Genomic DNA, 24,629 nt, shown 5'->3' with positions numbered 1-24,629 from the left:
GTTGAGCATAGTTTTCACCGAGCGCCCGTCCGCGCTCACGGTGAGTCAAGGAGGTTGCCATGTCGAGAGGGATGCCTCGCCTGCCCCGCCCGCTCATGGATCTGTGGGACTGGCAGTCACAAGCCGCCTGCCGGGACGTCAACCCGGAGCTCTTCTTCTCGCCCGAATCGGAGCGTGGCGTTCGCAAACGCGCCCGCGAGATGGTGGCCAAGTCGCTCTGCGGCACCTGCCCGGTCCAGCCCGAGTGCCGGCAGCACGCGCTGTCGGTCGGAGAGCCGTACGGCGTCTGGGGCGGCACCACGGAGTCCGAGCGCGACAACACCCTCCTCCCCGAGCACCGAAAGTCCGCGTAGTCACCGCGGCCCCCAACCACACACGTTCCGGCCGGCGCGGCCTGCGCGAAAGCTCAGGCCTTACCGTCGTCGGGCTCTGACGGAGTCTCCTCCGTCGGTGCCTCCGCGTCCTTCGCCTTGTCGCTGTCCTTGGCCTTGGACCGCTTCGGCTCCTTCGGCTCGTCCTTCGTCACATCCTTCGGACGCTCCGGCGGCTTGGCCGTCGTCCGCGGATCCCGGTAGCGATCCAGGGACTTCAGGAAGTCCGGATCGTCGTCGGGGGCGACGGGGCGGGAAGGCGGCTTCGACGGTCGTCCGGTGCTGTCCGCGCGACTGGACTGGGTCCGCGACATGAGCAGCCAGACGATCGGCCCGACGAACGGGACGAACACGATCAGGACGATCCACACCAGCTTGGGCAGGTGCGGCACGTCCTCGTCGGGCGTCTGGATGCAGGAGAACAGCGCGTACACGCTGAGCACCAGGCTGATCAGGAACGGCAGAAATCGGACCACGCTCCAACAGTACGGCGGATCGGGGAACACGCCCGCGGCACGACGGCCACGAAGCCAACCCGTAACCGGATCCGGCGGAACTCAGCGGGTCGACGCGGTCAGTCCGCGCGCCCGCAGCACCGAGTTCTCCAGGGGACGGAACACCAGCAGTTCGATGCCGACTCCGACCACGAAGATCAGCATGATGCCGGCGAACACCATCGAGATGTCGGACAACGACATGCCGTTGTGCAGGAACTGGCCGAGGCCCTCACCGAGCTCGGGCGAGGTCGCGATCAGTTCGGCGGCCATCAGCGACCGCCAGGAGAACGCCCAGCCCTGCTTGAGGCCACCGAGGAACCCGGGCAGCGCGGCCGGCAGCAGGATGTACCGGATCCCGCCCAGCCGGCCGGCACCGAGCGCCTTGCCGACCCGCGGCAGGATCGGCGGCACCTGGTCCAGTCCGGACACCAGCCCGTTCGCGATCGACGGCACCGCGCCGAGCAGCACGACCCAGTAGATGGCCCGGTCGTTCAACCCGAACCACAGGATCGCGGCCGGCACCCAGGCCACCGACGGCAGGCTCTGCAGCCCCGAGACGAGCGGCCCGATCCCCCGGCGTACGACCTTGATGTTGGCGATCGCCAGTCCCAGCGGTACGGCGATCACGAGCGACAGCGCGAAGCCGATCACGGCCCGGTGCACCGATACCCAGAACAGTTCGAGGATCTTGCCGCTCGTCACCAGTTGCCAGATCTGCCCCCACACGTCGGCCGGTGCGGGCAGCTTGAACTCGGGCCAGAACGCGGCCGCCCACAACAGCTGCCACACGACGACAAACAGTGCGATCGCACCGATCGGTGGCAGCACTCGCGCAGCGAGACGCCTAATCCGCGAGCCCTCCGCCGCGATGACCGGCGTGTCCAGCGCATCCAGGCCGGCCTCGACCGACCCGTGTTCCAGAACCTCAGGCTGCGGCATGGCTACTGATCACCTTGCGCAGTGCGGCGTTGATCTCGTCGACCGCCTCGGCCTCGGGCAGGTTCTCCGCATCCCACTCGCGCACGACCCGGCCAGGCCGCGACGACAGCAGTACGACGCGCTGCCCGAGCCGCACGGCCTCGCGGACGTCGTGCGTGACGAACAGGATCGCCGTACCGGTGGCTCGCCAGATCCGCAGCAGCTCGCCCTGCAGCACGTCACGCGTGATCGCGTCCAGCGCCGAGAACGGCTCGTCCATCAGCAGCAACGACGGCTTGCCGGCTCCGGAGCCGGTGTTGTCCGTCGTCGACGCGAGCGCCCGGGCCAGCGCAACCCGCTGCCGCATGCCTCCGGACAACTCGTGCGGCCGCTTGTCGCCCAACCCGGCCAGCCTGACCAGCTCCAGCAGCTCGGCAGCCTTCGCACGCCGTTGCGACTTGGGTACGCCGGCCATCCGCAAGGGCAGCTCGACATTCCCGGCGGCCGTCAGCCACGGCATCAGCGCCGGCTCCTGGAAGACGACGGCCGGCCGCGACGAGTTCAGCTCGATCCGGCCGCTCGTCGGCTGGTCCAGGTCCGCGACCAGGTTGAGCAACGTGGTCTTGCCGCAGCCCGAAGCCCCGAGGAGGCAGACGAACTCTCCGGCCCCGACCTCGAGATCGACGCCGTCCAGCGCCACGACCGCCTTCCGGCCGGTCCCGAACGCCTTGCCCACTTGGTGGAACCGCACCGGACTCACCACACGGTCCGACACGGTCCGATCAGACTCAACTATCGCGGTCATGGGGCCTCCCGGCCTGGACTGAGGAGTGGAGGGAGCGAAGCGACTGGAACGACGACGGAAGGCCGGGAGCCAAGGCCCCATGACCCTGCCGGTGCCGAAGGCCCGGCCGAAAGCACTGTCATGGTCTGCCTCCTCGGTGGCTGCGTGACTTACTTGGTGTCGAGACCGGCGGCGTCGACGGCCGGCTTGCCTGCTTTGCTGAGTACGTCGTTCAGCGGGCCGAGGTCGGCGAACCCGGCCACCGCCGGCGCCGCCTTGGCGATCCCCGCGGTGACCTGGTCCTTGGCCAGCTGCGGGAACGTGGACGCGATCGGGTCGGCGGTGATCTGGATGTTCTCGAACGCGCGGTCGATCACGTTCGGCTTCAGTGCCTTGCCGGTCGCCTCCTTCAGCTGCGCGTTCACCACGGTCTTGGCCGCCGCCTTGTCGGTATTGGCGAAGTCGATCGACGCCACCAGGCCGCTCAGCAGCGCCTTCACCGTCTCCGGGTGCTCCTGCAGGAACTGGGTCCGGACGATCAGCACCGTGGTCGGGAACTTGCCGTCCGGCCAGAGCGTGGCCTCGTCCAGCAGCACCTTCGCGCCGGCGTCCAGAACGAGTCGCGACGACCACGGCTCGGGCAGCCAGGCGGCGTCGATGTCACCCTTCTTGAACGCGTCCAGGGTCTGGGCGTTCTCCAGGTTGGTCACCTTGACCTTGCCGGTCAGGTTCTTCTCGGCCAGCCACTTCTTCAGCGAGACGTCCTGGGTGTTGCCGAGCTGCGGGGTGACGACGGTCTTGCCGACCAGGTCCTCGGGCTTGGTGATCGTCGACCTGACCACGAGCTGCGCGCCGCCGGACGTCGTACCGGCGATCAGGCGGACCGCCTCACCGTTCGACTTCGCGTAGGCATTGATCGCGGGACCGGAGCCGATGAACGACGCGTCCAGCGAGCCGCCGAGCAGCGCGCCGACCGCCTCCGGACCGGCGTTGAACTTGGTCGGCACCAGCTTGGTGTTGCCGAGCTCCTTGGTGAACAGGCCCTTGCCGAGGCCGACGAGCGCGGCGGCATGGGTGACGTTCGGGAAGTAGCCGAGCCGGAGCTCGGTGGCCGGGCCCTTGTCGGACGAGGCGGCCGGGGTCTCGTCCTTGTCCGCCCGGGAGCAGCCGGCGGCGGCGACCGCGAGGGCCAGGGCAGCGACGAGTAGACGGGCAGGACGGAAGCTGGAGATGCTCACAGGTAGACCTTCAGTTGCGGGCGGCCGGTCGGCCGCGGGCGGAAGAAAAAGAGCAGGTCAGGAGACGGTTTCGAGGTCACGCTCGTCATCGAGGCTGTACTCGTCGAGAACGTGCTCAGCCTCGGCGACCGTGCGGCGGCCGGCGAACCGGATGCCGTAGCAGACGACCGCGGCCCAGCCGAGGACGAGAGCGCCGTACACGGCGTACCGCGGCGCGGTGGCTACGTCGAGGCCGTTCAGCAGCGTCCGGGCGTTGGTCAGGATCAGCACCAGGCCGACACCGACACCGAGCCAGCGGGTGGCGAGCCGGGACACCAGCCAGGCCGCCAGCGGCGCCACGACAACGCCGCCGATCAGCAGCGCACCGACGATGCTGAACGGCAGGTTCTGCCGGCCGAGTCCGAACAGGAACCCGACGCTGGCCGCGACCGAGACGATGAACTCGGCGGCGTTCACCGAGCCGACCGCGCGCCGGGGTGCGAGCTTGCCGCTGCTGAGCAGTGCCGAGTTCGCGACCGGACCCCAGCCGCCACCACCGGTGGCGTCGATGAACCCGGCCACCAGACCTAGCGGGCCGAGGAACTTGCCAGCCGGCCGGCCCTCCACGATCGCCCGCACCTTCCCGGTCGCGAACCGGGCCAGGATGTAGACACCGAGCAGAAGCAGCAGACCGGCCACCCAGACCGAGGCGGACTCGGTCGACAGGCTGGACAGGAACGTCGCGCCGGCGAACGCGCCGACCCCACCCGGCACCCCGATCAGCGCGACCACGCGCCAGTCGACGTTGCCGAACCGCCAGTGCGACAGTCCCGAGGCGAGGGTGGTGCCGACCTCGGCGAGATGGACGGACGCGGACGCGACGGCCGGGGTGATCCCGGTGATCAGCAGGGCGGTGCTGGCGGTGACGCCGTACGCCATGCCGAGGGTGCCGTCGACGAGCTGGGCGATCGAGCCCAGCAAGGCGATCAGGATGAGACGACGCACGGAGCTGCTCCTACGGGTCGGGAGGAGACGCGGACGGAAGGCGGAAGGTCCTACGCCGAGGTCAACAACCCGAAGAGTTCACGCGCAGCAGGTCGACGTGCCGGCGGCGCGTGAGCGCGGCGCCGGGAGCGTTCGAGGTGACCTGCATGCATCCATGAAAGCGGACAAAGTCGAGTAACATGCTCAGGTTTCGCGATGTGAGACGACAAATCGCGAAGTGAGACAAACGATCATTTTCGATCATCGTCCGGATCTGGTCAGAATGTTGAAAGCGCCCGACCCGGCTGCCTAGGGTCCTCGGGGTGCCGAGACGAGCTTGAGGAGCGCCTGATGCACGTGCCGGACGGATGGACGCCTGGTGGTCCGCTGACTGCCCGATCCCTCAAGACCGAGTACGCCGTCCGCCCGTTAGGTATCGAGGTGACCAGGCCGCGGCTGAGCTGGGTCGCCACGGCTCCGGGGTACGGCGCGGCGCAATCGGCGTACCAGGTCCTGGTGGCTACGTCGCCGGAGCTGGTGACGCCGGAGAGCGCGGATGTGTGGGACTCCGGCAAGGTGGCGTCGGCGCGGACCTTCGGCATCGAGTACGACGGCCCGACAGCAGCCCGCATGCGCTACCACTGGACCGTGCGGCTGTGGGACGGCCTTGACCGCATCGGCGAGTGGGCTGAGCCGGAATGGTTCGAGACCGCTCTCCTCGACGAGGGGTTCGGCGACGCCCGCTGGATCGGCGGCGCGGTCGACAGCGCTCCGCTCCTGCGCCAGGCCTTCGAGGTCGACGGGACAGTACGGCGAGCGCGCTTGTACGCGAGCGGCCTCGGGTACGCCGACCTCCGCCTCAACGGCCAGGCGGTGAGTGACGCGGTCCTCGACCCCGGCTTCACCGCCTACGACCACACCGTCCTCTACACCACGCACGACGTCACCGACCTGCTGCGCGCCGGCGACAACGTGGCCGGCGCCGAGCTCGGCCGGGGGTTCTTCGGTCTGACGAGCCCGAACGTCTGGCGCTGGCACCAGACCCCCTGGACCGCCGACCCGCGCCTGATCGCGCGCCTGGTGATCGAGTACGACGACGGCCGCACCGCCGAGGTGATCACCGACGAGACCTGGCGCATCACCGGCGGCCCGACGCTCTCCGACTCCCTGTACCTCGGCGAGACGTACGACGCCCGCCGCGCGCTCCCCGGCTGGGACACGTCCGCCTTCGACGCCTCGGCGTGGTCCGCAGCCACTGTGGTCGACGCACCGAAGGGCAAGCTGGTCGCGCAGGCGCACGAGCCGATCCGGGTGATCGAGACCGTCGACCCGATCGAGCTCACCGAGGCCGGCCCCGGGGTGTGGCTGGCCGACTTCGGCCGGACCGTGGCCGGTTGGACCAGGCTCACCGTGACCGCTGCCGCTGGTACGACGATCAGCCTGACGCACGGCGAGACGGTTGCCGACGGCAACGTGGTCGCGGTCAACGGGCACGTCGAGGGCGACCGGATCCAGCGAGACGAGTACATCGCCGCCGGCCAGGGCGTGGAGACCTGGGAGCCGCGCTTCTCCTACAAGGGTTTCCGCTACGTCCAGATCGAAGGACTCGCGGAGCGTCCGGACGTGGCGATGCGGGTCGTCAACTCCGACGTTCCGACGGTGACCAGGTTCGCCTCGACGCAGCCGTCGTACGAGCAGTTCGACCAGGCGATGCGCCGGACGATCCTGAGCAACCTGCACGGGATCCCGACCGACACGCCGTTGTACGAGAAGAACGGCTGGACCGGTGACGCGCAGGTGGGCGGGCCGACGATGCTGGCCACGTTCGACCTGGCCCGGTTCTTCACCAAGTGGCTCGGCGACATCCGGGACAGCCAGGTCGCGTCGGGACAGTTGCCGGTGATCGTCCCGTCCAGCGGCTGGGGGTTCACCGACCTCTCCCCCGCGACCGAGTGGCCGACGGTCTACCCGTTTCTGCTGCGCGAGATGCATCGCTCGTACGGCGATGACCGGCTGCTGCGTGAGCACTGGGAACCGCTCACCCGCTACCTGTCGTGGGAGCTCGACCGGGTCGAGGACGGGCTGTCCGTCAGCGTGCTCGGCGACTGGCTCCCACCGGGCTTCGGCAAGGGCCCGGCGCCGGAGGACCGGCGGCTCACGGGGACGGCGTACCTCTACCGGGCCCTGCTCGCGGCGGCGGAGATCGGCGACATCATTGGGCAGTCCAACAACTATCGCAAGGCAGCGACCGAGCTCGCCGACGGTCTGAACCGTGCGTTCCTGGATCGCGAGGCCGGCCGGTATCGGTCCGCCGACGACCCGGACTACCGGCAGACGTCGAACGCCGTACCGCTGGCGTCCGGGATGGTGCCCGGCGAACTGGTCGAGCGGGTCGCCGCCAACCTGGCCGCCGACGTCGAGGCGCGAGGCTTCCATCTCAACACTGGCTGCCTGGGCGTCGGCGTACTGCTGCCGGTCCTCACCGCGCACGGGTACGGCGAGGTGGCGACGAAGGTCGCGCTGCAGCGGACCTATCCGAGCTGGGGCTACTGGTTCGAGCTCGGCGCGGACACGATGTGGGAGAAGTGGGAGGACGACTCCCGCTCACGGAGCCACTACTTCCAGGGCACCGTCGTTCAATGGATCTTCGAGAACGTCGCCGGTCTCCGCAACGTCGACGCCGGCTGGGAGCGGATCGTGGTCCGGCCGGACGCGCGGGGCGAGGTGGACTCCGCGAGCATCCGGACCGAGACGATTCGCGGCCGGGTGTCGGTCGTCTGGAAGAGGACGAGCCGGGTGCTGTCGGTGGAGGTCCAGGTCCCGGTCGGTACGACGGCCGAGGTCCACGTACCGTCCGCGGCTGCCTCGGACGTCACCGCCGTACCTGGTCCGCTGGTGAGCGAGCCGGCGTACGAGGACGGCTACACGATCTACACGGTGCCGGCCGGGCAGTGGAGCTTCACGAGTCGCTCGGCGTCACCCGCGTGAAGAGGAGGTCGCGGCACTCCCGGCCCTCGGCCTGGGCGCGGGTCTCGAACTTGGTCACCGGCCGCCATTCCGGTCGCGGGGCCCAGCCGTCGTACTGATTGCGTAGTAGCGGCTCGGCCTCGCAGATCTCGAGCATCCGGTCCGCGTAGTCCGCCCAATCGGTGGCCAGGTGCAACGTCCCGCCAGGCTGCAGCCGGGACGCCACCAGCGCGACGAACGCGCGTGTGACCAGGCGCCGCTTGTGGTGCCGCTTCTTCGGCCACGGGTCCGGGAAGTAGATGCGTACGCCGGCCAGCGTGCCAGGGGCCACGTGGTCCCGGAGGAAGTCGAGCGCGTCGCCGTGCAGCAGCCGGACGTTGTCGAGGTCATACTTCTCCACCCACAACATCAACTGGCCGAGCCCGGCCGGATACACCTCCGCGGCCAGGTGATTCAGCTCCGGCGCCGCCACCGCGAGCTGAGCCGTCGCGTCACCCATCCCCGACCCGATCTCCAGCACGGTCGGCGCGTCCCGCTCGAACCAGGCGGCGAGGTCGACCTGCCCCGGCGGCAACTCCTCCAGCCGCCGTCCCAGCTCGGACCAGTGCGTCTCCCAGACACGCTGCTGTCCAACCGTCATCCGCACACTCCGCCGGACGTGGCTGAAAACGCCCTCCTGCCGGACCTGATCCACAGCATTCACCAGCCGGAGTCTATTAGGTCGTGCCTGGCGGCCCCGCGCCTACTGCGCGGCACTCGGCACGGCACCTCGCCGTGCTGGAGCAAAGGCCATGATGGATCCGCATCGTGACCTTCGCTCCAGCACGCCGATGCACCGCACCGAGCACCTGCTCGCTACGGCGCGGGACCACCAGGCACGACCTAGTCGTCCCAGAACAGGCGGGCGACGGTGTTGGAGGCGTGGCGGGTGAGGCGGAGGTAGTCGTCGGAGAAGCGGCTGGTTTCGCCCGGCGGGTAACCGCAGATCTGGGCGACGGCGGCCAGGTCGCGGGGGTCACGGGGCAGCGAGTCACTGGCCCGGGCCCGGACGAGCATGATCGCGTTGCGGATCCGGGTGGCCATCTCCCAGGCCCGGCGGAGGATGTCCGCCTCGGTCGGGTCGATCAGGTCGGCCTCGACCCCGGCCTGCAGTGCGCCGAGCGTGCGCGTCGTCCGGAGACTCGGAACCCGGTGTGCCTCGCGCAACTGCAGCAGCTGCACGGTCCACTCGATGTCGGCGAGTCCGCCGCGGCCGAGCTTCGTGTGCGTGGCCCGGTCGGCGCCGCGCGGCAGCCGTTCCGCGTCGACCCGCGCCTTGATCCGGCGGATCTCCATCACATCGCGCTCGCTGACCCCGTTCGCCGGGTAGCGCAACGGGTCGATCAGTTCGCGGAACGACTGACACAGATCCGCGTCACCACACAGCGGATCGGCCCGCAGCAATGCCTGCGCCTCCCACACCGCCGACCAACGCGCGTAGTAGGACGCATACGACGCCAACGTCCGGACCAACGGTCCCTGGCGACCCTCGGGACGCAGGTCGGCATCGACCGCGACCGCCGGATCCGCGCCAGGCAATGCCAGCAGCCGCCGGAACTCGGTCGCCGCCTGAGTGGCGAAGTCGGTCGCCGCCTTCTCGTCCGCACCCGGCTTCGGGTCGTGCACGAACATCACGTCTGCGTCGCTGCCGTACCCGAGCTCGTGGCCGCCGAATCGGCCCATCGCGACGATCGCCATCCGGGTCGGCTCCGGCTGTCCCTTGGCAATCGTCCGGCGCGCAACTTCCAACGCCGTCGTGAGCGTTCCGGCCGTGATCACAGTCAGCGCCAGCCCGACCGCCTCGACATCGAGCAACCCGGACAGATCCGCCGCGGCCACGCGGAACAGCTCGCGCCGCCGGACCGCCCGGATCGCGGCCACCGCGGCATCGGGCTCGTCCTGCCGGCGGGCGGCCGCGGACATCTCCGTCAGCAAGGCCTCCTGTGTCCGTGGCACGAGCTCGCGTTCGTCGGCGAGCATCGCGGTCGCTTCGGGCGCGCGCTGCAACAGATCGACGGCGTACCGGCCGCTCGCGAGCAGGTGGGCGAGCCGCTCCGCCGACGCGCCCTCGTCACGGAGCTGACGCAGATACCACGGCGTCGACCCGAGGGAGTCGGAGATCGTCCGGAAGGCGAGCAGTCCCGCGTCCGGATCCGGCGACTCCGCGAACCACCCGAGCATCGCCGGGAGCAGTGCCTTCTGGATCGACGATCGCCTCGACACGCCCTCGGACAGTGCCTCGATGTGCCGCAGTGCGGAAGCGGGATCGGCGTACCCGAGCGCGGTCAGCCGCTGCTTCGCGGCTTCGGGTGTCAGCCGCACCTCCTGGCCGGGGATCCGCGCGACGGCTGCGAGGAGCGGTCGGTAGAAGAGTTTCTCGTGCAGCCTACGTACCTCGAGCGCGTGCTTCTTCCAGGCGGCGGTCAGCTCGGTGATCGGGTTCTTCGTGAACCCGAGCGAGCGGCCGAGCCGGCGCAGGTCCGTTTCGTCGTCGGGGACCTGATGCGTACGCCGCAGCCTGTACAGCTGGATGCGGTGCTCCATCGACCGCAGGAACCGATAGGCATCCGCGAGTACGGCGCCATCCGTGCGGCCGACGTACCCGTTCGTGGTAAGTGACTCCAGCGCGACGAGCGTCGTACCGCTGCGGACCGCTTCGTCGCTGCGGCCGTGGACGAGCTGCAGGAGTTGTACGGCGAACTCCACGTCACGCAGACCGCCGGGACCGAGTTTGAGCTGGCGATCGATGTCGGCCGCGGGGATGTGGTCGATGACGCGCCGTCGCATCGCCTGGACGTCGCCGACGAACCCCTCGCGGTCGGCCGCCGACCACACCAGCTCCGCAGTCTTCTCGGCGTACTGCTGACCGAGCTTCGCGTCGCCCGCAACCGGACGGGCCTTGAGCAGGGCCTGGAACTCCCAGGTCTTGGCCCAGCGCTGGTAGTAGGCGAGATGACTGTCGAGAGTTCGAACCAGCGGGCCGGACTTGCCTTCCGGGCGCAGCGCGGCGTCGACCGGCCAGAGCGTGCCTTCACCGGTGTGGTTCGAGCAGATCCGCATCGCTGCGGCGGCTAGCTGGCTCGCAGTCTTGAGCGCGGGCAGCTCCGGCTCACCATCGAGCGGCTCGGCGACGAAGAGTACGTCGACGTCGCTGACGTAGTTCAGCTCGCGGCCGCCACACTTGCCCATGGCAATGATCGCCAGACGGCAGTCGGCGGCGCCCGGATGAGCGGCGAAGTAGTCGTTGCGGGCGATGTGCAGGGCGGTCTCGAGCGCTCCCCCGGCCAGGTCGGCCAGGACCGCGGCCACTTCGTCGACCAGCAGCCCTTCGGCCAGGTCGCGCGCGGCCAGCCGGAGCAGGAGCCGCCGGTACTCGACCCGGAGCGCGTCGACCGGGTTCTCGGCGTCGACGGCCTTGGCGAGCTTGGCAGCGACGTCCTCGACCGACGGACGGGCACCCGCCAGCGCAGGGTCCGCCAGGTCGTACCAGTGCCGCGGATGTACGCCGAGATGCCGGCCGAGCGCCTCACTCGCGCCGAGCACGAACACCAGCCGGCGCCGGAAACCGTCGTCCACCTCGAGCGTGCGCGCGAAAGCGGCGAGGTCGTACTGATGCCGATGCAGCGCCTCGGCCATCCCGCACAGCCCGTGCAGCGCGAGATCCGGATCCGCCGACTCCGACAAACTGGCGATCAACTGCTCGGTCACCATCGGGCTGCGGGCATCGAGCGCGTCCAGCTGCTCCAGCATCACCCCGGCCCGCCGCGGATCCGCGAAACCGAGCCGAACCAGCCGACCTTCCCACGAACCCCGCCGAGCCTCAGCCACCTCTGCAGGCTACCCAAACACCCCCGCCCCGATGCGCCCGGGCTCAACCTCTGCCGAACCCCTCATACTCAGTGTTATGAGATCGCGAAGAGATCGCGGGATGATTGCGGTCAATACACGGTGTCGTGTAGCGGATTCGCTCAGTAATCGGCATGATGGCTTCTCATGGTCATGATGACGGGGTCGCTCGCGGTGCGGGGCACGGTGGTCTGGTTGACGCCCCAGCAGGGTGGGCGAGTGTCCGGGCCGCCTGAGCCGGACTACGACTACGACTACACAGCCACCGCTTTCCTGCCGCCGCGGACGGCGGAGGACGGTCAGGCCGGGATCGCGCTGCGCCGGTTCGCGCCGGGAGCCTGGCGGACGCCGGCCGAGGGGATTCTCGTGCCAGGCAAGGGAAACCGGGCCCAGCAGGTGATCCCCGGCTGCATGGTGGTGATCACCGAAGGGGTCCGCCCGGTCGGCCTGCTCACGGTCGAGGAAGTGCACGCCCTCGCCGCCGACGGCACCCCGGTCATCGCACCCAGGGAAGAGCCGCCGCTGCCGGTTATCACACCTCCTGCCCCGGGCGAGGCGCCGTACCGGCACTCCACCGCGGCGTCCCGCTGGACCTCACAGCACGCCTCGGACGACGCACCTCCGGAGCCGGCCAAGGTCTGAACGCCTGGTGGCAACGGGCTGCCGGTGCTCGACCGGATCGCGGCCTCGCCCCGGCAGCCCGTCAGGGTGCTCGCAGTACTGATCGGTTGATCAGAAGGCGAACTGGTTCAGTACGGCGAACTTGTCCGCCGCGCCCCCGTTGGAGACCGCGACGACGCGCCGGGTGATGGTGTGTGCGCCACCGGCGGGCAGATCCAGCTTGAACTTGCTCATCGTCCAGATCGCCTGCGAATACCCGGTGAACGCTCCGCTGTCGGCGCCGTACACCAGCCCGTAGGTCTGGTTGTCCGCGCCGGTCCCGGACTGCCCGATCCAGCGCTTCGCGTCCGGCGTCTGGGCGAACGGACCACCAGTGGTGACCGGCGCGTTGCCCGACACCGCCGAGCGTGACCCGGCACCGTCGTGGTCGAGCGCGTCGCCGGCCCACACCGTCAGCGGCGCACCCGTCGCGTTGGTGAAGGTCGTCGCCGCGGTGACGAACTGCTCGTCGGCGGTCGCGGTGTACGTCGTGACCACCTTCAGGTTCGGGTTCTCCGCCGAGGTCCCGGTGGCCTGGACGACCGCCTTCTCGCCGGTGTTCTCGACGATCCGTACGTCGGTCGATCGCACCTGCAACTGCTGCCACGCGCTGCCGCCGGTCGGCTCGGTGGTGCTCACGTACGGCAGGTTGATCCAGTCCAGCTGGTCCGGCTGTCCGGTGATCGCCATGTCGACGACCTTGCCGGGCGTGGACGGCGCCATCTGCGAGTCCTGGAAGACCTTCGCGATCGCCATCGCGAGGTGCTTGTTCTCGATCACGATGTCACCGACGCCGCCCTCGACCAGACCGCTGGGCAGCCGCTTGCCGATACTCGCGTCGACGTTGACCGGCGTCACCTCGAGGTCGGCCTGGTACGTGCCGCTGTCACCGGCCTCGATCTCCTTGGCCGCGGTCGCGAAGCCGAGCTGCGCGACCTGGACGGTGTACTTGCCCGCGCCCTGCGACAAACCGACCTGGTAGTTGCCCGCAGCATCGGTCGTCGTACGGCCGACCGCCGTACCGTCCTGCACGACCAGCACGGTGCTGTTCGCCGCGGGTGCACCGGTGATCTTGTTCTTCACCGTTCCGGCCACCAGCGGCCACGGCTTGGCGGTCGTTCCGCCCGGCGTGAAGGCGTACAGGTTGCCGTCGAACGCGCCGGCGACCACGGTGTTGCCGCTGACCGCCGGCCCGGCCGACACCCAGGTGCCGATGTCCTGCGACCACAACGGCTGGCCGGTCCGCGCGTCGAGCGCGTAGAACCCGCCACTGTTGGCGCCGACGAACAGCGTGTTCCCGGACAGCGCCGGCGAGGTGAACGAACCACCCCGGTACTGCGAACCCGGCAGCAACTGGTCCCAGATCACTGCACCCGTGGTTGCGTTCAGCGCGGTGACCGCGCCACTCGGGAAGGACATGTAGACCGTGTTGCCCTTGATCGCCGCAGCGGCCGGCGTCGCGCCACTGCTCACCAGCGACGGGTGCGAACTGGTGTAGGTCCACAAGGTCGCGCCGGTCGCACCGTCGCGGGCGACGATGCCGTTGTTCGAGCCGATGAACACCTTGCCGTCGGCCGCGGACGGGATGCCGTCCTGCCAGCCGCCGAGGGACTCGGTGCCCTGCCACAGCTTCGCGCCGGTCTTCAGGTCGTACGCGATCACCCGGTCGGCGGTCTCGTTGCCGACGTACACCCGTCCGTCGGAGACCGCCGGTGTGCCGTCGCTCATCGTGGCACCGGTCATCGGTGCGGCCCAGACCCGCTCGCCCGTCTTGGCATCGAGCGCCAGCAGCAAAGCAGCCGCCGCCTCACCGAACCGCGTCTGGTACGGGAACAACACCTTGCCGTCGGCAACCGTCACGCCGTAGTACCCGTAGGTGCGCTGGTTGTTGCCTTCCGGCGCGGCCTCAGGGTCGTGGCGCCACTTCAGCTGGCCGGTCTTCGCGTCCACCGCGAACAGCGTTCCGCGCAGGGTCGGGACGTAAACGAGACCGTCCGACACCGCCACGCTCCCGTGCACCGACGACGGCACGGTGTAGCTCCACAGCTTCTTGCCGGTGGCCAGCGAGACCGCGTGGACCGCGCTGTTGCCATCACCGTTCTCGTCCCGCGTTCCGGCGTACACGACGCCGTCCACGATCGCCGGCGAACCGGTGAGGAAGGTGCGCTTGGTGCGGTACGACCAGGCCAGCCGCTGACCGGCCGCGATCGCGTCGGTGGCGACACCGCTGTGCGATTCGTTGCCGTGGTGCTGCGACCAGTTCGCTCCGGCGATCGGCTGGATCGCCTTCTCGCCGGTCAGGGTGAAGTCCCCCGTCCGGGTCCAGGTCGCGCCGGTCTTGTCCGCGGCCTCGACGACGATGCGGTGCTTGCCGGCCTTGGTGCCGTGCGGCAGGTCGGCGTACCACGTGAACTCGCCGGTGGACTGCAGTGACCACCATGAGCCGTTGTCCAGTCGATAGCGGACCCGGACCGGGTTGTCGGTGGTGTCGTAGGCGTTCACCTGGATCCCCGGGAACTTGTCCAGCGGGACCGCAGTGCCCGGGGCCGGCGAGACCACTGTCAGGTCCTTCTCCGCGCCGTAGATCCGGAACGGGTTGTCGAAGGCCTTGTTGTCCATGTGCACGAAGCGGAACCCGCGGGGCGAGTTGTCGATCGTGTACGAGCTGGACACCGTCTGGATGTGCTTCGCGATGCCGGCGAAGTCGCTCTTCGGCTCCACGTCATTGGAGTGCTCGTGGCCGACCAGGATCAGCTCGGCGCCGTACTGCTCGAGCACCTTGCCGTACTCGTCGTACACCGAGGGCGAGCCGAACGGCACGTTCATCGGCTGGTGGGTCAGCACGACCAGGTGCTTGCCAGGCTTCATGTTCCGGGCGAGGTCGGCCTTGACCCACTCCAGCTGCTCGGCGAACGGCGCGGCGCCGTTGTTCTCCAGGACCAGGAAGTGCCGGTCGCTGTAGTCGAACGAGTACCACTCCGGGCCGACGTGCTTGCGGTAGTTGTTGATCCGAGCGGCGTACGTCGCTCCCGCGGCGTACTCGTGGTTGCCGACGGCCGGCCAGACCGGGACCTTCGAGTTCGCGGTCCCGCGCTGGTAGGTGTCGAACTCCGCGTCGGTGGCGTTGTTCGTCAGGTCACCGCTGACCTGGATGAAGGCGAGCTTCTGCTGGGTCGAGTTGATCTCGGTGATCTGCTCGGGCAGCTGCGCGTTGACGTGCGGGTCGGCGACGTTGGCGAAGGTGAATCCACCGCTCGCGGACGCCTTGTCCTTGCGGAGGCCGAAGTTGACCTCTTGGCCGGCGCCGTCGGCCAGCTGACCGAGGTTCCGGAAGAACTTCGGGGTCATGTTGTCGTCGGTGCCGACCGAGTAGCCGGCCGGCTGGGTGACGAACACCAGGTCGACGTCCCGACGCTCGACGGCCGTCGAGAAGGTGTAGCGACCGTTGGCGTCGGTGACGACACTCTGCTGACCGTCCGACACGCTGACGCCGGCAATCCCGACCTCACCGTTGTCGATCCGGTTGTCGGCATCGCGGTCCTCGAAGACCGTGCCGGTGATGGTGGCGCTAGGCCCGTCAACGGCGTCCGCGACCACGCCGGTAAGAGGCACCGCGACAACCAGGACGGCCAGGCCGCCGGTCACGCCGTACAAGAGTTTGTGCCACTTCGTCGTGGCGGGTGAATGATCGTTCGACCTGTGGAACAGGCGGATCATGACAGGAAGAACCTTCCTGCGAACCAGTAGAGGCCGAAGGCGGCGACGACCCCGGTCGCCGAGCGAACCACCGGAACCGCGACGCGGGTCCGGCGAATCATCAGGACCAGCGGGAACACGGCGAGCAGCAGCAACGCCTGGCCCATCTCGATGCCGACGTTGAAGCTCAGCAGCGAGACGAGCAGTTCCGGACTGACCTGGTCGGTGATCCGCAGCGACCCGGCGAAGCCGAGCCCGTGCAGAAGACCGAAACCGAAGACCACCGGGAGCTGGTGGCGGGTGGAGCCGAGCAGGTTCTCCACCGCGACGAAGGCGATCGAGAGCGCGATCAGCGGTTCGACGATCACCGCCGGTACGACGAGCCCGCCGAGCAGCGTGGAGACCAGCGTGACGCTGTGCGCCACGGTGAACATCGAGATCACCTGGACCAGGCCGCGCAGGCTGCCGGCACCGAGGATCAGCGCGACAACGAAGAGCACGTGATCGAGTCCGAGCAGGATGTGCTCGACGCCCATCTTCCCGAACTGCAGGCTGGAGCTGGCCATCGTGTTGTCGCCGGCGGTGAAGTCGTGATGCGACCGGTCGAAGACGGTCCGGCCGGACGTGTCGCCGAAGGTGTACTCGACCAGGTTGGTGTGATCGTCGGCGACCGCTTCGGCGGTGTCGAAGACGTCGTACTTCAGGCTGAACGCGCCGGCCGATCCCGGGCAGTCGAACACCAGCCCGAGCTCGGCGTACGCCTTGGTGGCTCGTTCACCGACCGCGGTCGTCTCGAGCGCCGACTCACACGCGGCGCCGTCCACGGACACGACCACGCGGTCGTGCAGGTACTCCGCGATCCGGTCCTTGGCGTTGTCCAGCGCCTGCGCCCGCTGACCGTCGTCAGTCGCCGGCGCACCGAGATCCACGGCCCGCGCGAGTACGTCGTACTCCAAGCTGAGCAACCAGGTCACCCGACTGCCGTCCTGGTGCACATCGGAGTAGCCGGTAGACGCAATCACATGAGCCGAAGCCGACGAGGCTCCACCCAGAAACAGCAGAACCAGTAACCCCGCAACCACCAGCAGCCGCCGCATGGCCCTGATCCCACGCGACCCCGGCAACCACTAGATGACACCGCAGGAAACTATTCACCGCCACAACACGGCAAATCGCACTTTCTAACCGGCACCCCCGAGCATCCCGCGGGCGGAGCACCCGTCGGAAGGAAGCTCCTACAGGACTGGGAGGAGCTTGTTCAGTTCGAAGGGGGTTACTTGGCGGCGGTAGTCCTGCCATTCGGCGCGCTTGTTGCGGAGGAAGAAGTCGAAGACGTGTTCGCCGAGGGTTTCGGCGACCAGTTCGCTGTCTTCCATCGCGCTGATCGCCTCGGCGAGGCTGCTCGGCAGCGGCTTGATGCCGAGGGCCTTGCGCTCGCGGGCGGTGAGCGACCAGACGTCGTCCTCCGCCTCGCGCGGCAGCTCGTAGCCCTCCTCGATCCCCTTCAGCCCGGCCGCCAGCATCAGCGCGAACGCCAGATACGGGTTGGCGGCCGAGTCCAGCGACCGGAACTCGACCCGCGACGACTGCCCCTTGTGCGGCTTGTACATCGGCACCCGGACCAGCGCGGACCGGTTGTTGTGCCCCCAGGAGATGAACGACGGCGCCTCGTCACCGACTGCGAGCCGCTTGTACGAGTTCACCCACTGGTTCGTCACTGCGGTGATCTCGGCCGCGTGGTACAGCAGGCCGGCGATGAACGCCCGCCCGGTCTTGGACAGCTGGTACTGCGCGCCGCCCTCGAAGAACGCGTTCCGGTCACCCTCGAACAACGACATGTGCGTGTGCATCCCGGACCCGGGCTGGTCCGACAGCGGCTTGGGCATGAAGGACGCGTAGATGCCCTGCGACAGCGCGACCTCCTTCACGACCACCCGGAACGTCATGATGTTGTCCGCGGTCGACAGCGCGTCGGCGTACCGCAGGTCGATCTCCTGCTGGCCCGGACCGCCCTCGTGGTGGCTGAACTCGACCGAGATGCCCATCGACTCCAGCATCGTGATCGCCTCGCGGCGGAAGTCGTTGCCGATCCCCTGCGGCGTGTGGTCGAAGTACCCGGAGGAGTCGACCGGCTCCGGCGTCGTACCGGCGGCGCCGACCAGCGACTTGAACAGGTAGAACTCGATCTCGGGGTGGGTGTAGAAGGTGAAGCCCAGGTCGGCCGCCTTCGACAGGGTCCGCTTCAGCACGTGCCGCGGGTCGGCGAACGACGCGGACCCGTCCGGCATGTTGATGTCGCAGAACATCCGCGCGGTGCCCATCGTCTCGCCCCGCCACGGCAGGATCTGGAACGTCGACGGGTCCGGCTTGGCCAGCATGTCCGCCTCGGTCACCCGGGCGAACCCCTCGATCGCGGAGCCGTCGAACCCGATCCCCTCGGCGAACGCGCCCTCCAGCTCGGCCGGCGCCACCGCCACCGACTTGAGGAACCCGAGCACATCGGTGAACCAGAGCCGCACGAAGCGCACGTCGCGCTCCTCCAGCGCGCGCAGCACGAACTCCTGCTGCTTGTCCATCAGTCCACCTCTCGCATACCTATGGGGAGCCCTCACACAGTGTGCCCTGGCTCTGTTAAGCAGACGTTACGTGCTCGGGCGGACATGAGCTTGCACAGGGCCTAACGTGTTCCCTTGTGCAGACGATCTTCGGCGCCGGTTACCAGGTGGCGCTGATCGTGGCCGCGCTGCTGTGTGTGAGCGATCTGCTGCTCAGCACGACGCGGTTCGTCCAGTCGATCCGGCGCAAGCGGCCCGCCGAGCGGGACGTACTCGGCCGCCGCTGGCTGCCGATCCCGGAGCTCGGGTTCGGCATGTTCGCCTTCTGCTGCCCCGGGCTGGTCACGCTCGGGCTGACCCACCACGACGCCGACAACCTGCCGACCAGGCAGATCCTGCTCGCCGCCCTGGTCTTCGGGTACGCCGGTGCCGTGCTGTCCCGGGTCGTCCGGACACCGGGCCCCGGCGGCCGGCGGTTCCGGCTACGCGCCGGCCTGCTCCTTGGCCTGCCGGCTCTCTTCGGCCTGGTCTTCGGGCTGTCCGCCTTCTGATCCCCGCCGCCGCTGGAACCACGGCACCACCCGCTCGAGCGGTGCGAACGCGAGCCAGCAGACCACGGTCGGCAAGAAGTGGATCAGCAGGATCGCCGTGTTCGCCGCGTGGAACCCGAGGAAGAACAGCGCCCCGAGCAACTGCCACCGCCCCTTGAGCCAGAGGATCACCGGCGAGAAGAACTCCGCGATGATGCCGACCCACTGCATCACGTGCAGCATCCACGGGTGATGCAGCAACCACTCCCCGACCGGGTGCGGCCGCCGTACGATCGCCCAGGTCAGGATCGCGCTGTTCGGCCAGGCGAGCGTCCACCCGGCACCACGGAGCTTGGCGATCGCGGAGAGGAAGTAGGTCGCGATCACCGAGATCTGGATGCACCGGATCGCCCAGCCGGCGGCCTCGGACGTCGTCTGGTCCGCGTACGGCGAAACCTCCCGGCGCCACGTCCAGCCGCGGCCCCGGGGTGCCACCGTCGGCAGCACCCAGAGCGCGACGACGAGGGCGAGATGGTCGTGATCGACCTTGCCGTCGCTCATCCCGATCAGCACCCACCAGGTGAACGCCGGGGCGACCACCCAGCCCGCGATCCGCGGCAACCGGTTGGCCGCGCCGATCAGGCAGAACACGATCAGGACGACGTACAAGGTGGTCGTGTTCGCCACCGACGGCTTGGGCAGGTCGAGCATCCGGGCCAGCAGTAGCGGCTGGTACAGGCCGGGGTGCTCGCCCTTGTCGCGGGTGTCGCGGACGAACGCGTGCATGTCCAGGATGACGAACAGGTAGAGCACCGTCCGCAGCCACGCGATCCGGGCGACGGCGATCCTCGGGGTGAACCAGTCGGCAACCCGGCCGACTGTGGATCGGCGGGCGATGGCCTGGTCGGCGGGCTGGGCGTCTGATTGGGCGGTGCTCACTTGCGCACCTCCCAGGTCGCGAGGACCTCGGACGTCGGCGGGCCCTCGACCCGGCCCTTGACCAGCTGCGTGGTGTCCCGGATCAGTTCGAGTTTCACGTACTTCGGCCGGTCGGGATGCTTCCGCGCCCACCCGTCGGCCACCGACTGCAGCAACGACGGGTCCTTGACGATCTCGCCGATCCGGACCTCGATCTCGGCCCGGGCGACGCCGGCGCCCTCGATGTTCAGCGGTACGTCGACCGTCGTACCGGCATCTGTCTGCGCACTGATCCGGGTGAACGTGATCGAGGCGTCGTCAGCGACCGAACCGGCGTACTGCGACATCGGCCCGAACGGCCAGGCGTCGTCGGAGGCCCGCACCGATCCGTTGATCAGCAGGCCGATCCCGACGACCGCTACACCGACCCGGACACACTTGCCGATTCGGCCCAGCCGGACGTCCCCCGTCCGCACACCATCTGTCACGCCCGTCATTAGACCATCCTCGGTTTCGACGGGTTATTGGTAGGGAATTTTCCAATGTATGACCGCCCCAGAAAATATCCAACGTGCCCAGAATCCGGCGCTGCCGTCCCGGCGTACCCTGCTGCGCGGCGCGGCCGCCGGCGGCGTCCTGCTCGGTGGCGTCGCCCTCCCAACCACAGCAGCCCACGCGGCTCCCGCACCGCGCTGCTACACGCGCACCGAATGGTCGGCGCGCCCGCCCAAGTCCGCCACCCAGGTGATCGCCGCACCCGACCACATCGTCATCCACCACACCGCGAGCCCGAACGTGACCGATTACTCGCTACGCGCGGCTGCCGGAACTGCGCGACCGCGTGGCCGCGGTGATGCTGGGCTGATAGGTGATCCGGCGGATCAGCAGCTCGAACGGTCCGCGGTAGCCGGCGCGCCGCATCCGGTCGGCCATCACCACGGTCGCCAGCCAGGTCGCGACGGCGAGCAGTGCCGTCGTGGTCGTGGTGAGCGTGCGCGACAGGTCGAGCAGGTACGGCGTGAAGACGACGGCCCACACCACGGACTGGGAGAGGTAACAGGTCAGCGACCGCTGGCCGACGGCGGCGATCGCCCGGGTGATCGGGCGATCGCTCAGCCGGTGTGCGATCAGGACGATCAAGGCGGCGTACCCGAAGCCGCCGAAGACACCTGCGGCGTCGTGCAGCGGACCGAGGATGCGGAGCGCGTGGTCGCTCGGCTGGTCGATCATGCCGCCGACGACGAGTGAGACAGGGAGCGCGCCGACCACGGCGACGGTCAAGCCGACGATCGCCGTCGTGGTGAGCAAGGTGCGGTGCTCGGCCGGGCGCTCGAGGATGCGTCGCCGGCCGGCCCAGAGTCCGATCAGGAACGGCGTGATGAACCCGATCCACCCGAGTCCGGCGATGTACGGCTGCACCACGATGCGATCGCCGAACTGACCGAGGAGGTCCGTGGGCAGCATCGACGGATCCGCCGCGTCGGACGCGGTCGCCAGTGAGTCATCGCTCGGCAAAGCCGTGAGTACGAGCACCAATGCGGCGACGATGAACAGCCAGCGGTCCTTCCAGCGCAGCGCCCACACGCCGAGGAAGAGGAGTACGCCGTACGCCGCGAGGATGTCGCCGATGTAGAGCAGCATCGCGTGCAGGAACCCGAGGACCACGAGCACGAGACTCCGCCGCCACAACAGCTTCCGGATCGGCCACCACTCCTTCCCGTCCTCCCGCTGCCGCCGGACGATCTGCGCCACGCCGTACCCGAACAACACCCCGAACATCGGAAACGCGCGCCCATCGACGAACGTCGAGATCACCATCCCCACCGGCCCCGCATCGACCGGGAATCCCCCGAACACCCGGTCTCCGTAGATGAAGTAATGCGAGTTGGCCAAGGCAATGAACAACAACATGAACCCCCGAGCCAAGTCCGGCCCCAGCGCCCGCTCACTCAACCCCGTAGGTCCACCCATACCGCCAGTCAATCCGCTGCCCCCGGCACCCACATCCAACGAAAGTCCCCGCCCCCAGAACCTTCGTCGCTAGATTCGAAGGACGCACCCGGGGCATCCCCGGGTGGCATGAGGTGGGGTGGGATCACGTCGAGCGGACGCGGTCTGAGTACCCGCCGCTGACTCGTGAACACCTGACGGTGGACGCGATGGATCCGGTCGGCGGGAACCTGCATTTGATCAAGAAGTACATCGGGCGTGGGTTCGAGCCAACGAACCAGTAATGTGCTCCCGTGCCTCAGCTTCGGGTAGCCCTCGCTCAGCTCAATGTGACCGTGGGTGACATTGACGGGAACGCGGACAAGATCGTCGCGTGGACCCGCAACGCGGTCGAGCGGGGCGCGCACGTGGTGGCGTTTCCGGAGCTCGCGCTGACCGGCTATCCGGTGGAGGACCTGGCGCTGCGGGCGTCCTTCGTGGACGCCTCCCAGGCGAAGATCAAGGCCCTGGCGAAGCGACTGGCCGACGAGGGCCTCGGCGACATCGTGGTGGTCTGCGGCTACCTCGACCGCGCCAGCGGTACGGCGATGGGGATCGACCGGCTCGGCCGCCCCAAGGGCTCCCCGACCAACTCCGCCGCCGTGATCCATCAGGGCCAGGTGGTCACCAGCGCGGTCAAGCACCACCTGCCGAACTACGGCGTCTTCGACGAGTTCCGGCACTTCGTCCCCGGCAACACCCTGCAGGTGATCCGGATCCACGGCATCGATGTCGCCCTGGTCATCTGCGAGGACCTCTGGCAGGACGGTGGCCCGGTCGCCGTCACCAAGGCCGCCGGTGCCGGTCTCCTGCTCGTCGTCAACAGCTCGCCGTACGAGGCCAACAAGGACGACGTCCGCGGTGACCTGGTCCGCCGCCGCGCCCGCGAGGCCGGCTGCTCGCTCGCGTACGTGAACCTGATCGGCGGCCAGGACGAGCTCGTCTTCGACGGCGACTCGCTGATCGCCGACGCCGAGGGCACGGTGTTCGCCCGAGCCCCACAGTTCGAGCAGGGCAGCATGGTCGTCGATCTCGACCTCCCCGCCGCGACCGGTACGCCGGAAGGCACCCACGAGGGCATCGAGATCGTCCACACCGTGCTCCACGAGGACGCGCTGGCGCCGTTCGAGGCGATGGACTCCGCGATCGCGCCGCGGCTGGCAGACGAGGCCGAGATGTACGGCGCGATCGTCACCGGCCTGCGCGACTACGTCCAGAAGAACGGCTTCAAGTCCGTCCTGCTCGGCCTCTCCGGCGGCATCGACTCGTCGCTGGTCGCCGCGATCGCCTGCGACGCGATCGGCCCCGAGAACGTGTTCGGCATCTCGAACCCGAGCGTCTACTCCAGCGACCACTCCAAGGACGATGCCGCCGAGCTGGCGGCGCGGACCGGGCTCAACTACCGGGTGGTGCCGATCCAGCCGATGGTGCAGCCGTTCCTGGACACGCTCGGCCTGACCGGCCTGGCCGAGGAGAACCTGCAGGCCCGGGTCCGCGCGGTGATCTGGATGGGCCTGTCGAACGCCGACGGCCACCTGGTGCTTGCCTGCGGCAATAAATCCGAGCTGTCCGTCGGGTACTCCACCATCTACGGCGACGCGGTCGGCGGCTACGCACCGTTGAAGGACGTCCCGAAGACGCTGGTCTGGCGGCTGGCGAAGTGGCGGAACGCGGACGCGAAGGAACGCGGCCAGCAGCCGCCGATCCCGGAGAACGCGATCGCCAAACCGCCGTCGGCCGAGTTGCGCCCCGGACAGCGGGACACCGACTCGCTGCCGCCGTACGATCTGCTCGACGACATGCTGGACGACTACGTCGAGCAGGACCGCGGCAGTGCGGAACTGGTCGCCGCCGGGTTCGACACCGAGCTGGTCACGAAGGTGATCCAGCTGGTCGACCGTGCGGAGTACAAGCGCCGGCAGTATCCTCCGGGTCCGAAGATCACCCACAAGGCCTTCGGCCGGGACCGGCGACTGCCGATCACCAGCGCGTGGCGTGAGGACGCACGAAAGGCAGCCGAGCACTGAGCGACTCCTGGCGGTACCGCCCTTCCACCGACACTCCGTGGGGTTCCACCGAGGAACCCTCCGGCCGCTCCGGCCTGCCCGCCGACGATGTGAGCGATCGCTCACCCACAGGCGGTGGCGCTCACCCTCCGCAACGGTGGGACGATGAAGGCATGGTTGACAACTTCCTGTCGGCCGGTACCCCAGGTGACGACGAGGAGTTGCCGTCGCCGTACGGGACCGGACCGAAGAACCGGACAACCGAAGAACAGCGTCGTGGGGACTATGGCGACGACAACTGGCGGGAGCGGGCCAACGGGCTCGGACTCGACCCGTCTCCGTCCCTGCCGAACGCACCGCGGTCGTACGAGCGTGGCCCGGTGCCACAGCAGCCGTACGTGCCCAAGTCGCCGTACCTGCCAACCGCACCGCCACCGCCGGCGCAGCAACCCCAGCAGCAGCGGTACGGCGACCAGCCGCGGCCGTACGGCGATCAGCCGCAGCGGCCGGAGTACTACGCCGACCGCGAGCAGGCGCGTGGTGAGCGCGATCCCCGCGCAGAACGCGAGCAGCAGGCTCGTGGTGAGCGCGAGCAGCTGGCTCGTGGTGAGCGCGAGCAGCTGGCTCGTGGTGAGCGCGAGCAGCTGGCTCG

Annotated in this window: 20 protein-coding genes; 7 read left to right on the top strand and 13 right to left on the bottom strand. The window is 68.9% G+C overall.

Annotated elements, in window-relative coordinates:
- Positions 1 to 59: 59 nt before the first annotated feature.
- Positions 60 to 353, top strand: a complete 294-nt coding sequence (locus AB0E63_RS34785) for a WhiB family transcriptional regulator (protein WP_131350551.1) — start codon at positions 60 to 62, stop codon at positions 351 to 353.
- Positions 354 to 406: 53 nt separating this feature from the next.
- Here AB0E63_RS34785 and AB0E63_RS34780 read toward each other — a convergent pair whose 3' ends face one another.
- The 5 genes from AB0E63_RS34780 to AB0E63_RS34760 all read right to left on the bottom strand — a co-directional run bounded on the left by AB0E63_RS34780 (position 407) and on the right by AB0E63_RS34760 (position 4,792).
- A complete protein-coding gene (locus AB0E63_RS34780) occupies positions 407 to 847 on the bottom strand; it encodes a PLD nuclease N-terminal domain-containing protein (RefSeq protein ID WP_360375607.1) in 441 nt (146 codons plus the stop codon).
- Between the two features lie 81 nt (positions 848 to 928).
- Positions 929 to 1,807 (bottom strand): ABC transporter permease, encoded by an 879-nt coding sequence (locus AB0E63_RS34775; RefSeq protein WP_360375605.1) that lies wholly within the window; start codon positions 1,805 to 1,807, stop codon positions 929 to 931.
- A complete protein-coding gene (locus tag AB0E63_RS34770; protein ID WP_360375603.1) occupies positions 1,794 to 2,591 on the bottom strand; it encodes an ABC transporter ATP-binding protein in 798 nt (265 codons plus the stop codon). Before AB0E63_RS34770 ends, AB0E63_RS34775 begins: the two co-directional genes overlap by 14 nt.
- A gap of 149 nt (positions 2,592 to 2,740) precedes the next feature.
- Positions 2,741 to 3,808 (bottom strand): ABC transporter substrate-binding protein, encoded by a 1,068-nt coding sequence (locus AB0E63_RS34765; RefSeq protein ID WP_360375601.1) that lies wholly within the window; start codon positions 3,806 to 3,808, stop codon positions 2,741 to 2,743.
- Between the two features lie 57 nt (positions 3,809 to 3,865).
- Positions 3,866 to 4,792: a sulfite exporter TauE/SafE family protein gene (locus AB0E63_RS34760; protein ID WP_360375599.1), complete on the bottom strand. Its 927-nt coding sequence runs from the start codon at positions 4,790 to 4,792 to the stop codon at positions 3,866 to 3,868.
- Between the two features lie 330 nt (positions 4,793 to 5,122).
- Here AB0E63_RS34760 and AB0E63_RS34755 point away from each other — a divergent pair, with 330 nt between their 5' ends.
- Positions 5,123 to 7,759, top strand: coding sequence for a family 78 glycoside hydrolase catalytic domain (locus AB0E63_RS34755; RefSeq protein WP_360375597.1), 2,637 nt, complete (start codon positions 5,123 to 5,125; stop codon positions 7,757 to 7,759).
- Here the strand turns inward: AB0E63_RS34755 and trmB are convergent.
- Positions 7,731 to 8,441, bottom strand: coding sequence for a tRNA (guanosine(46)-N7)-methyltransferase TrmB (gene trmB, locus AB0E63_RS34750; protein ID WP_360375595.1), 711 nt, complete (start codon positions 8,439 to 8,441; stop codon positions 7,731 to 7,733). The two genes, AB0E63_RS34755 and trmB, sit on opposite strands and share 29 nt — an antisense overlap.
- Positions 8,442 to 8,620: 179 nt before the next feature.
- Entirely contained in the window at positions 8,621 to 11,605 is a 2,985-nt protein-coding gene (locus tag AB0E63_RS34745) for a bifunctional [glutamine synthetase] adenylyltransferase/[glutamine synthetase]-adenylyl-L-tyrosine phosphorylase (protein WP_360375593.1), read from the bottom strand.
- A 165-nt stretch (positions 11,606 to 11,770) separates the two neighbouring features.
- On the opposite strand from AB0E63_RS34745, the gene AB0E63_RS34740 reads away from it, so the two are divergent.
- Entirely contained in the window at positions 11,771 to 12,265 is a 495-nt protein-coding gene (locus AB0E63_RS34740; protein WP_360375591.1) for a hypothetical protein, read from the top strand.
- Positions 12,266 to 12,355: 90 nt separating this feature from the next.
- Here the strand turns inward: AB0E63_RS34740 and AB0E63_RS34735 are convergent, their stop codons facing one another.
- From AB0E63_RS34735 to glnA, 3 genes are all read right to left on the bottom strand, one after another.
- Positions 12,356 to 16,000: a PQQ-binding-like beta-propeller repeat protein gene (locus AB0E63_RS34735; protein ID WP_360375589.1), complete on the bottom strand. Its 3,645-nt coding sequence runs from the start codon at positions 15,998 to 16,000 to the stop codon at positions 12,356 to 12,358.
- Entirely contained in the window at positions 15,997 to 17,076 is a 1,080-nt protein-coding gene (locus AB0E63_RS34730) for a HupE/UreJ family protein (protein WP_360375587.1), read from the bottom strand. Before AB0E63_RS34730 ends, AB0E63_RS34735 begins: the two co-directional genes overlap by 4 nt.
- A 138-nt stretch (positions 17,077 to 17,214) precedes the next feature.
- Positions 17,215 to 18,555 carry a type I glutamate--ammonia ligase gene (gene glnA / locus AB0E63_RS34725; RefSeq protein ID WP_360375585.1) on the bottom strand — a complete coding sequence of 447 codons (1,341 nt, stop codon included), beginning with the start codon at positions 18,553 to 18,555 and terminating at the stop codon, positions 17,215 to 17,217.
- Between the two features lie 116 nt (positions 18,556 to 18,671).
- Here glnA and AB0E63_RS34720 point away from each other — a divergent pair, with 116 nt between their 5' ends.
- Positions 18,672 to 19,085 (top strand): hypothetical protein, encoded by a 414-nt coding sequence (locus AB0E63_RS34720; protein ID WP_360375583.1) that lies wholly within the window; start codon positions 18,672 to 18,674, stop codon positions 19,083 to 19,085.
- Here AB0E63_RS34720 and AB0E63_RS34715 read toward each other — a convergent pair.
- The 3 genes from AB0E63_RS34715 to AB0E63_RS34705 form a co-directional block, all read right to left on the bottom strand.
- Positions 19,017 to 20,003 (bottom strand): HTTM domain-containing protein, encoded by a 987-nt coding sequence (locus tag AB0E63_RS34715; protein WP_360375581.1) that lies wholly within the window; start codon positions 20,001 to 20,003, stop codon positions 19,017 to 19,019. The genes AB0E63_RS34720 and AB0E63_RS34715 overlap by 69 nt on opposite strands.
- Entirely contained in the window at positions 20,000 to 20,470 is a 471-nt protein-coding gene (locus tag AB0E63_RS34710; protein WP_360375579.1) for a hypothetical protein, read from the bottom strand. Before AB0E63_RS34710 ends, AB0E63_RS34715 begins: the two co-directional genes overlap by 4 nt.
- Before the next feature lie 322 nt (positions 20,471 to 20,792).
- Positions 20,793 to 21,953, bottom strand: coding sequence for a DUF418 domain-containing protein (locus AB0E63_RS34705; RefSeq protein ID WP_360375577.1), 1,161 nt, complete (start codon positions 21,951 to 21,953; stop codon positions 20,793 to 20,795).
- 113 nt (positions 21,954 to 22,066) lie between these two features.
- On the opposite strand from AB0E63_RS34705, the gene AB0E63_RS34700 reads away from it, so the two are divergent.
- The 3 genes from AB0E63_RS34700 to AB0E63_RS34690 all read left to right on the top strand — a co-directional run.
- Entirely contained in the window at positions 22,067 to 22,216 is a 150-nt protein-coding gene (locus tag AB0E63_RS34700; protein ID WP_360375575.1) for a hypothetical protein, read from the top strand.
- A gap of 9 nt (positions 22,217 to 22,225) precedes the next feature.
- A complete protein-coding gene (locus AB0E63_RS34695; RefSeq protein WP_360375573.1) occupies positions 22,226 to 23,998 on the top strand; it encodes an NAD+ synthase in 1,773 nt (590 codons plus the stop codon).
- A 152-nt stretch (positions 23,999 to 24,150) separates the two neighbouring features.
- Positions 24,151 to 24,629 (top strand): hypothetical protein (locus tag AB0E63_RS34690; protein ID WP_360375571.1); only part of this gene is annotated, 479 nt, incomplete at its 3' end.

Origin of the sequence: Kribbella sp. NPDC026596 (assembly GCF_040638415.1) — a bacterium.
In the GTDB taxonomy this organism is placed as follows: Bacteria; Actinomycetota; Actinomycetes; order Propionibacteriales; family Kribbellaceae; genus Kribbella.
This window is presented reverse-complemented; position numbering and strand designations above follow the sequence as displayed.

Excerpts from the sequence above, each read along its gene's own strand:
- AB0E63_RS34785 (WP_131350551.1), top strand. The coding sequence starts at position 60 with ATGTCGAGAGGGATGCCTCGCCTGCCCCGCCCGCTCATGGATCTGTGG.
- AB0E63_RS34775 (WP_360375605.1), bottom strand. The coding sequence starts at position 1,807 with ATGCCGCAGCCTGAGGTTCTGGAACACGGGTCGGTCGAGGCCGGCCTG.
- AB0E63_RS34770 (WP_360375603.1), bottom strand. The coding sequence starts at position 2,591 with ATGACCGCGATAGTTGAGTCTGATCGGACCGTGTCGGACCGTGTGGTG.
- AB0E63_RS34755 (WP_360375597.1), top strand. The coding sequence starts at position 5,123 with ATGCACGTGCCGGACGGATGGACGCCTGGTGGTCCGCTGACTGCCCGA.
- AB0E63_RS34740 (WP_360375591.1), top strand. The coding sequence starts at position 11,771 with ATGGTCATGATGACGGGGTCGCTCGCGGTGCGGGGCACGGTGGTCTGG.
- AB0E63_RS34735 (WP_360375589.1), bottom strand. The coding sequence starts at position 16,000 with ATGATCCGCCTGTTCCACAGGTCGAACGATCATTCACCCGCCACGACG.
- AB0E63_RS34730 (WP_360375587.1), bottom strand. The coding sequence starts at position 17,076 with ATGCGGCGGCTGCTGGTGGTTGCGGGGTTACTGGTTCTGCTGTTTCTG.
- glnA (WP_360375585.1), bottom strand. The coding sequence starts at position 18,555 with ATGGACAAGCAGCAGGAGTTCGTGCTGCGCGCGCTGGAGGAGCGCGAC.
- AB0E63_RS34705 (WP_360375577.1), bottom strand. The coding sequence starts at position 21,953 with ATGGGTGGACCTACGGGGTTGAGTGAGCGGGCGCTGGGGCCGGACTTG.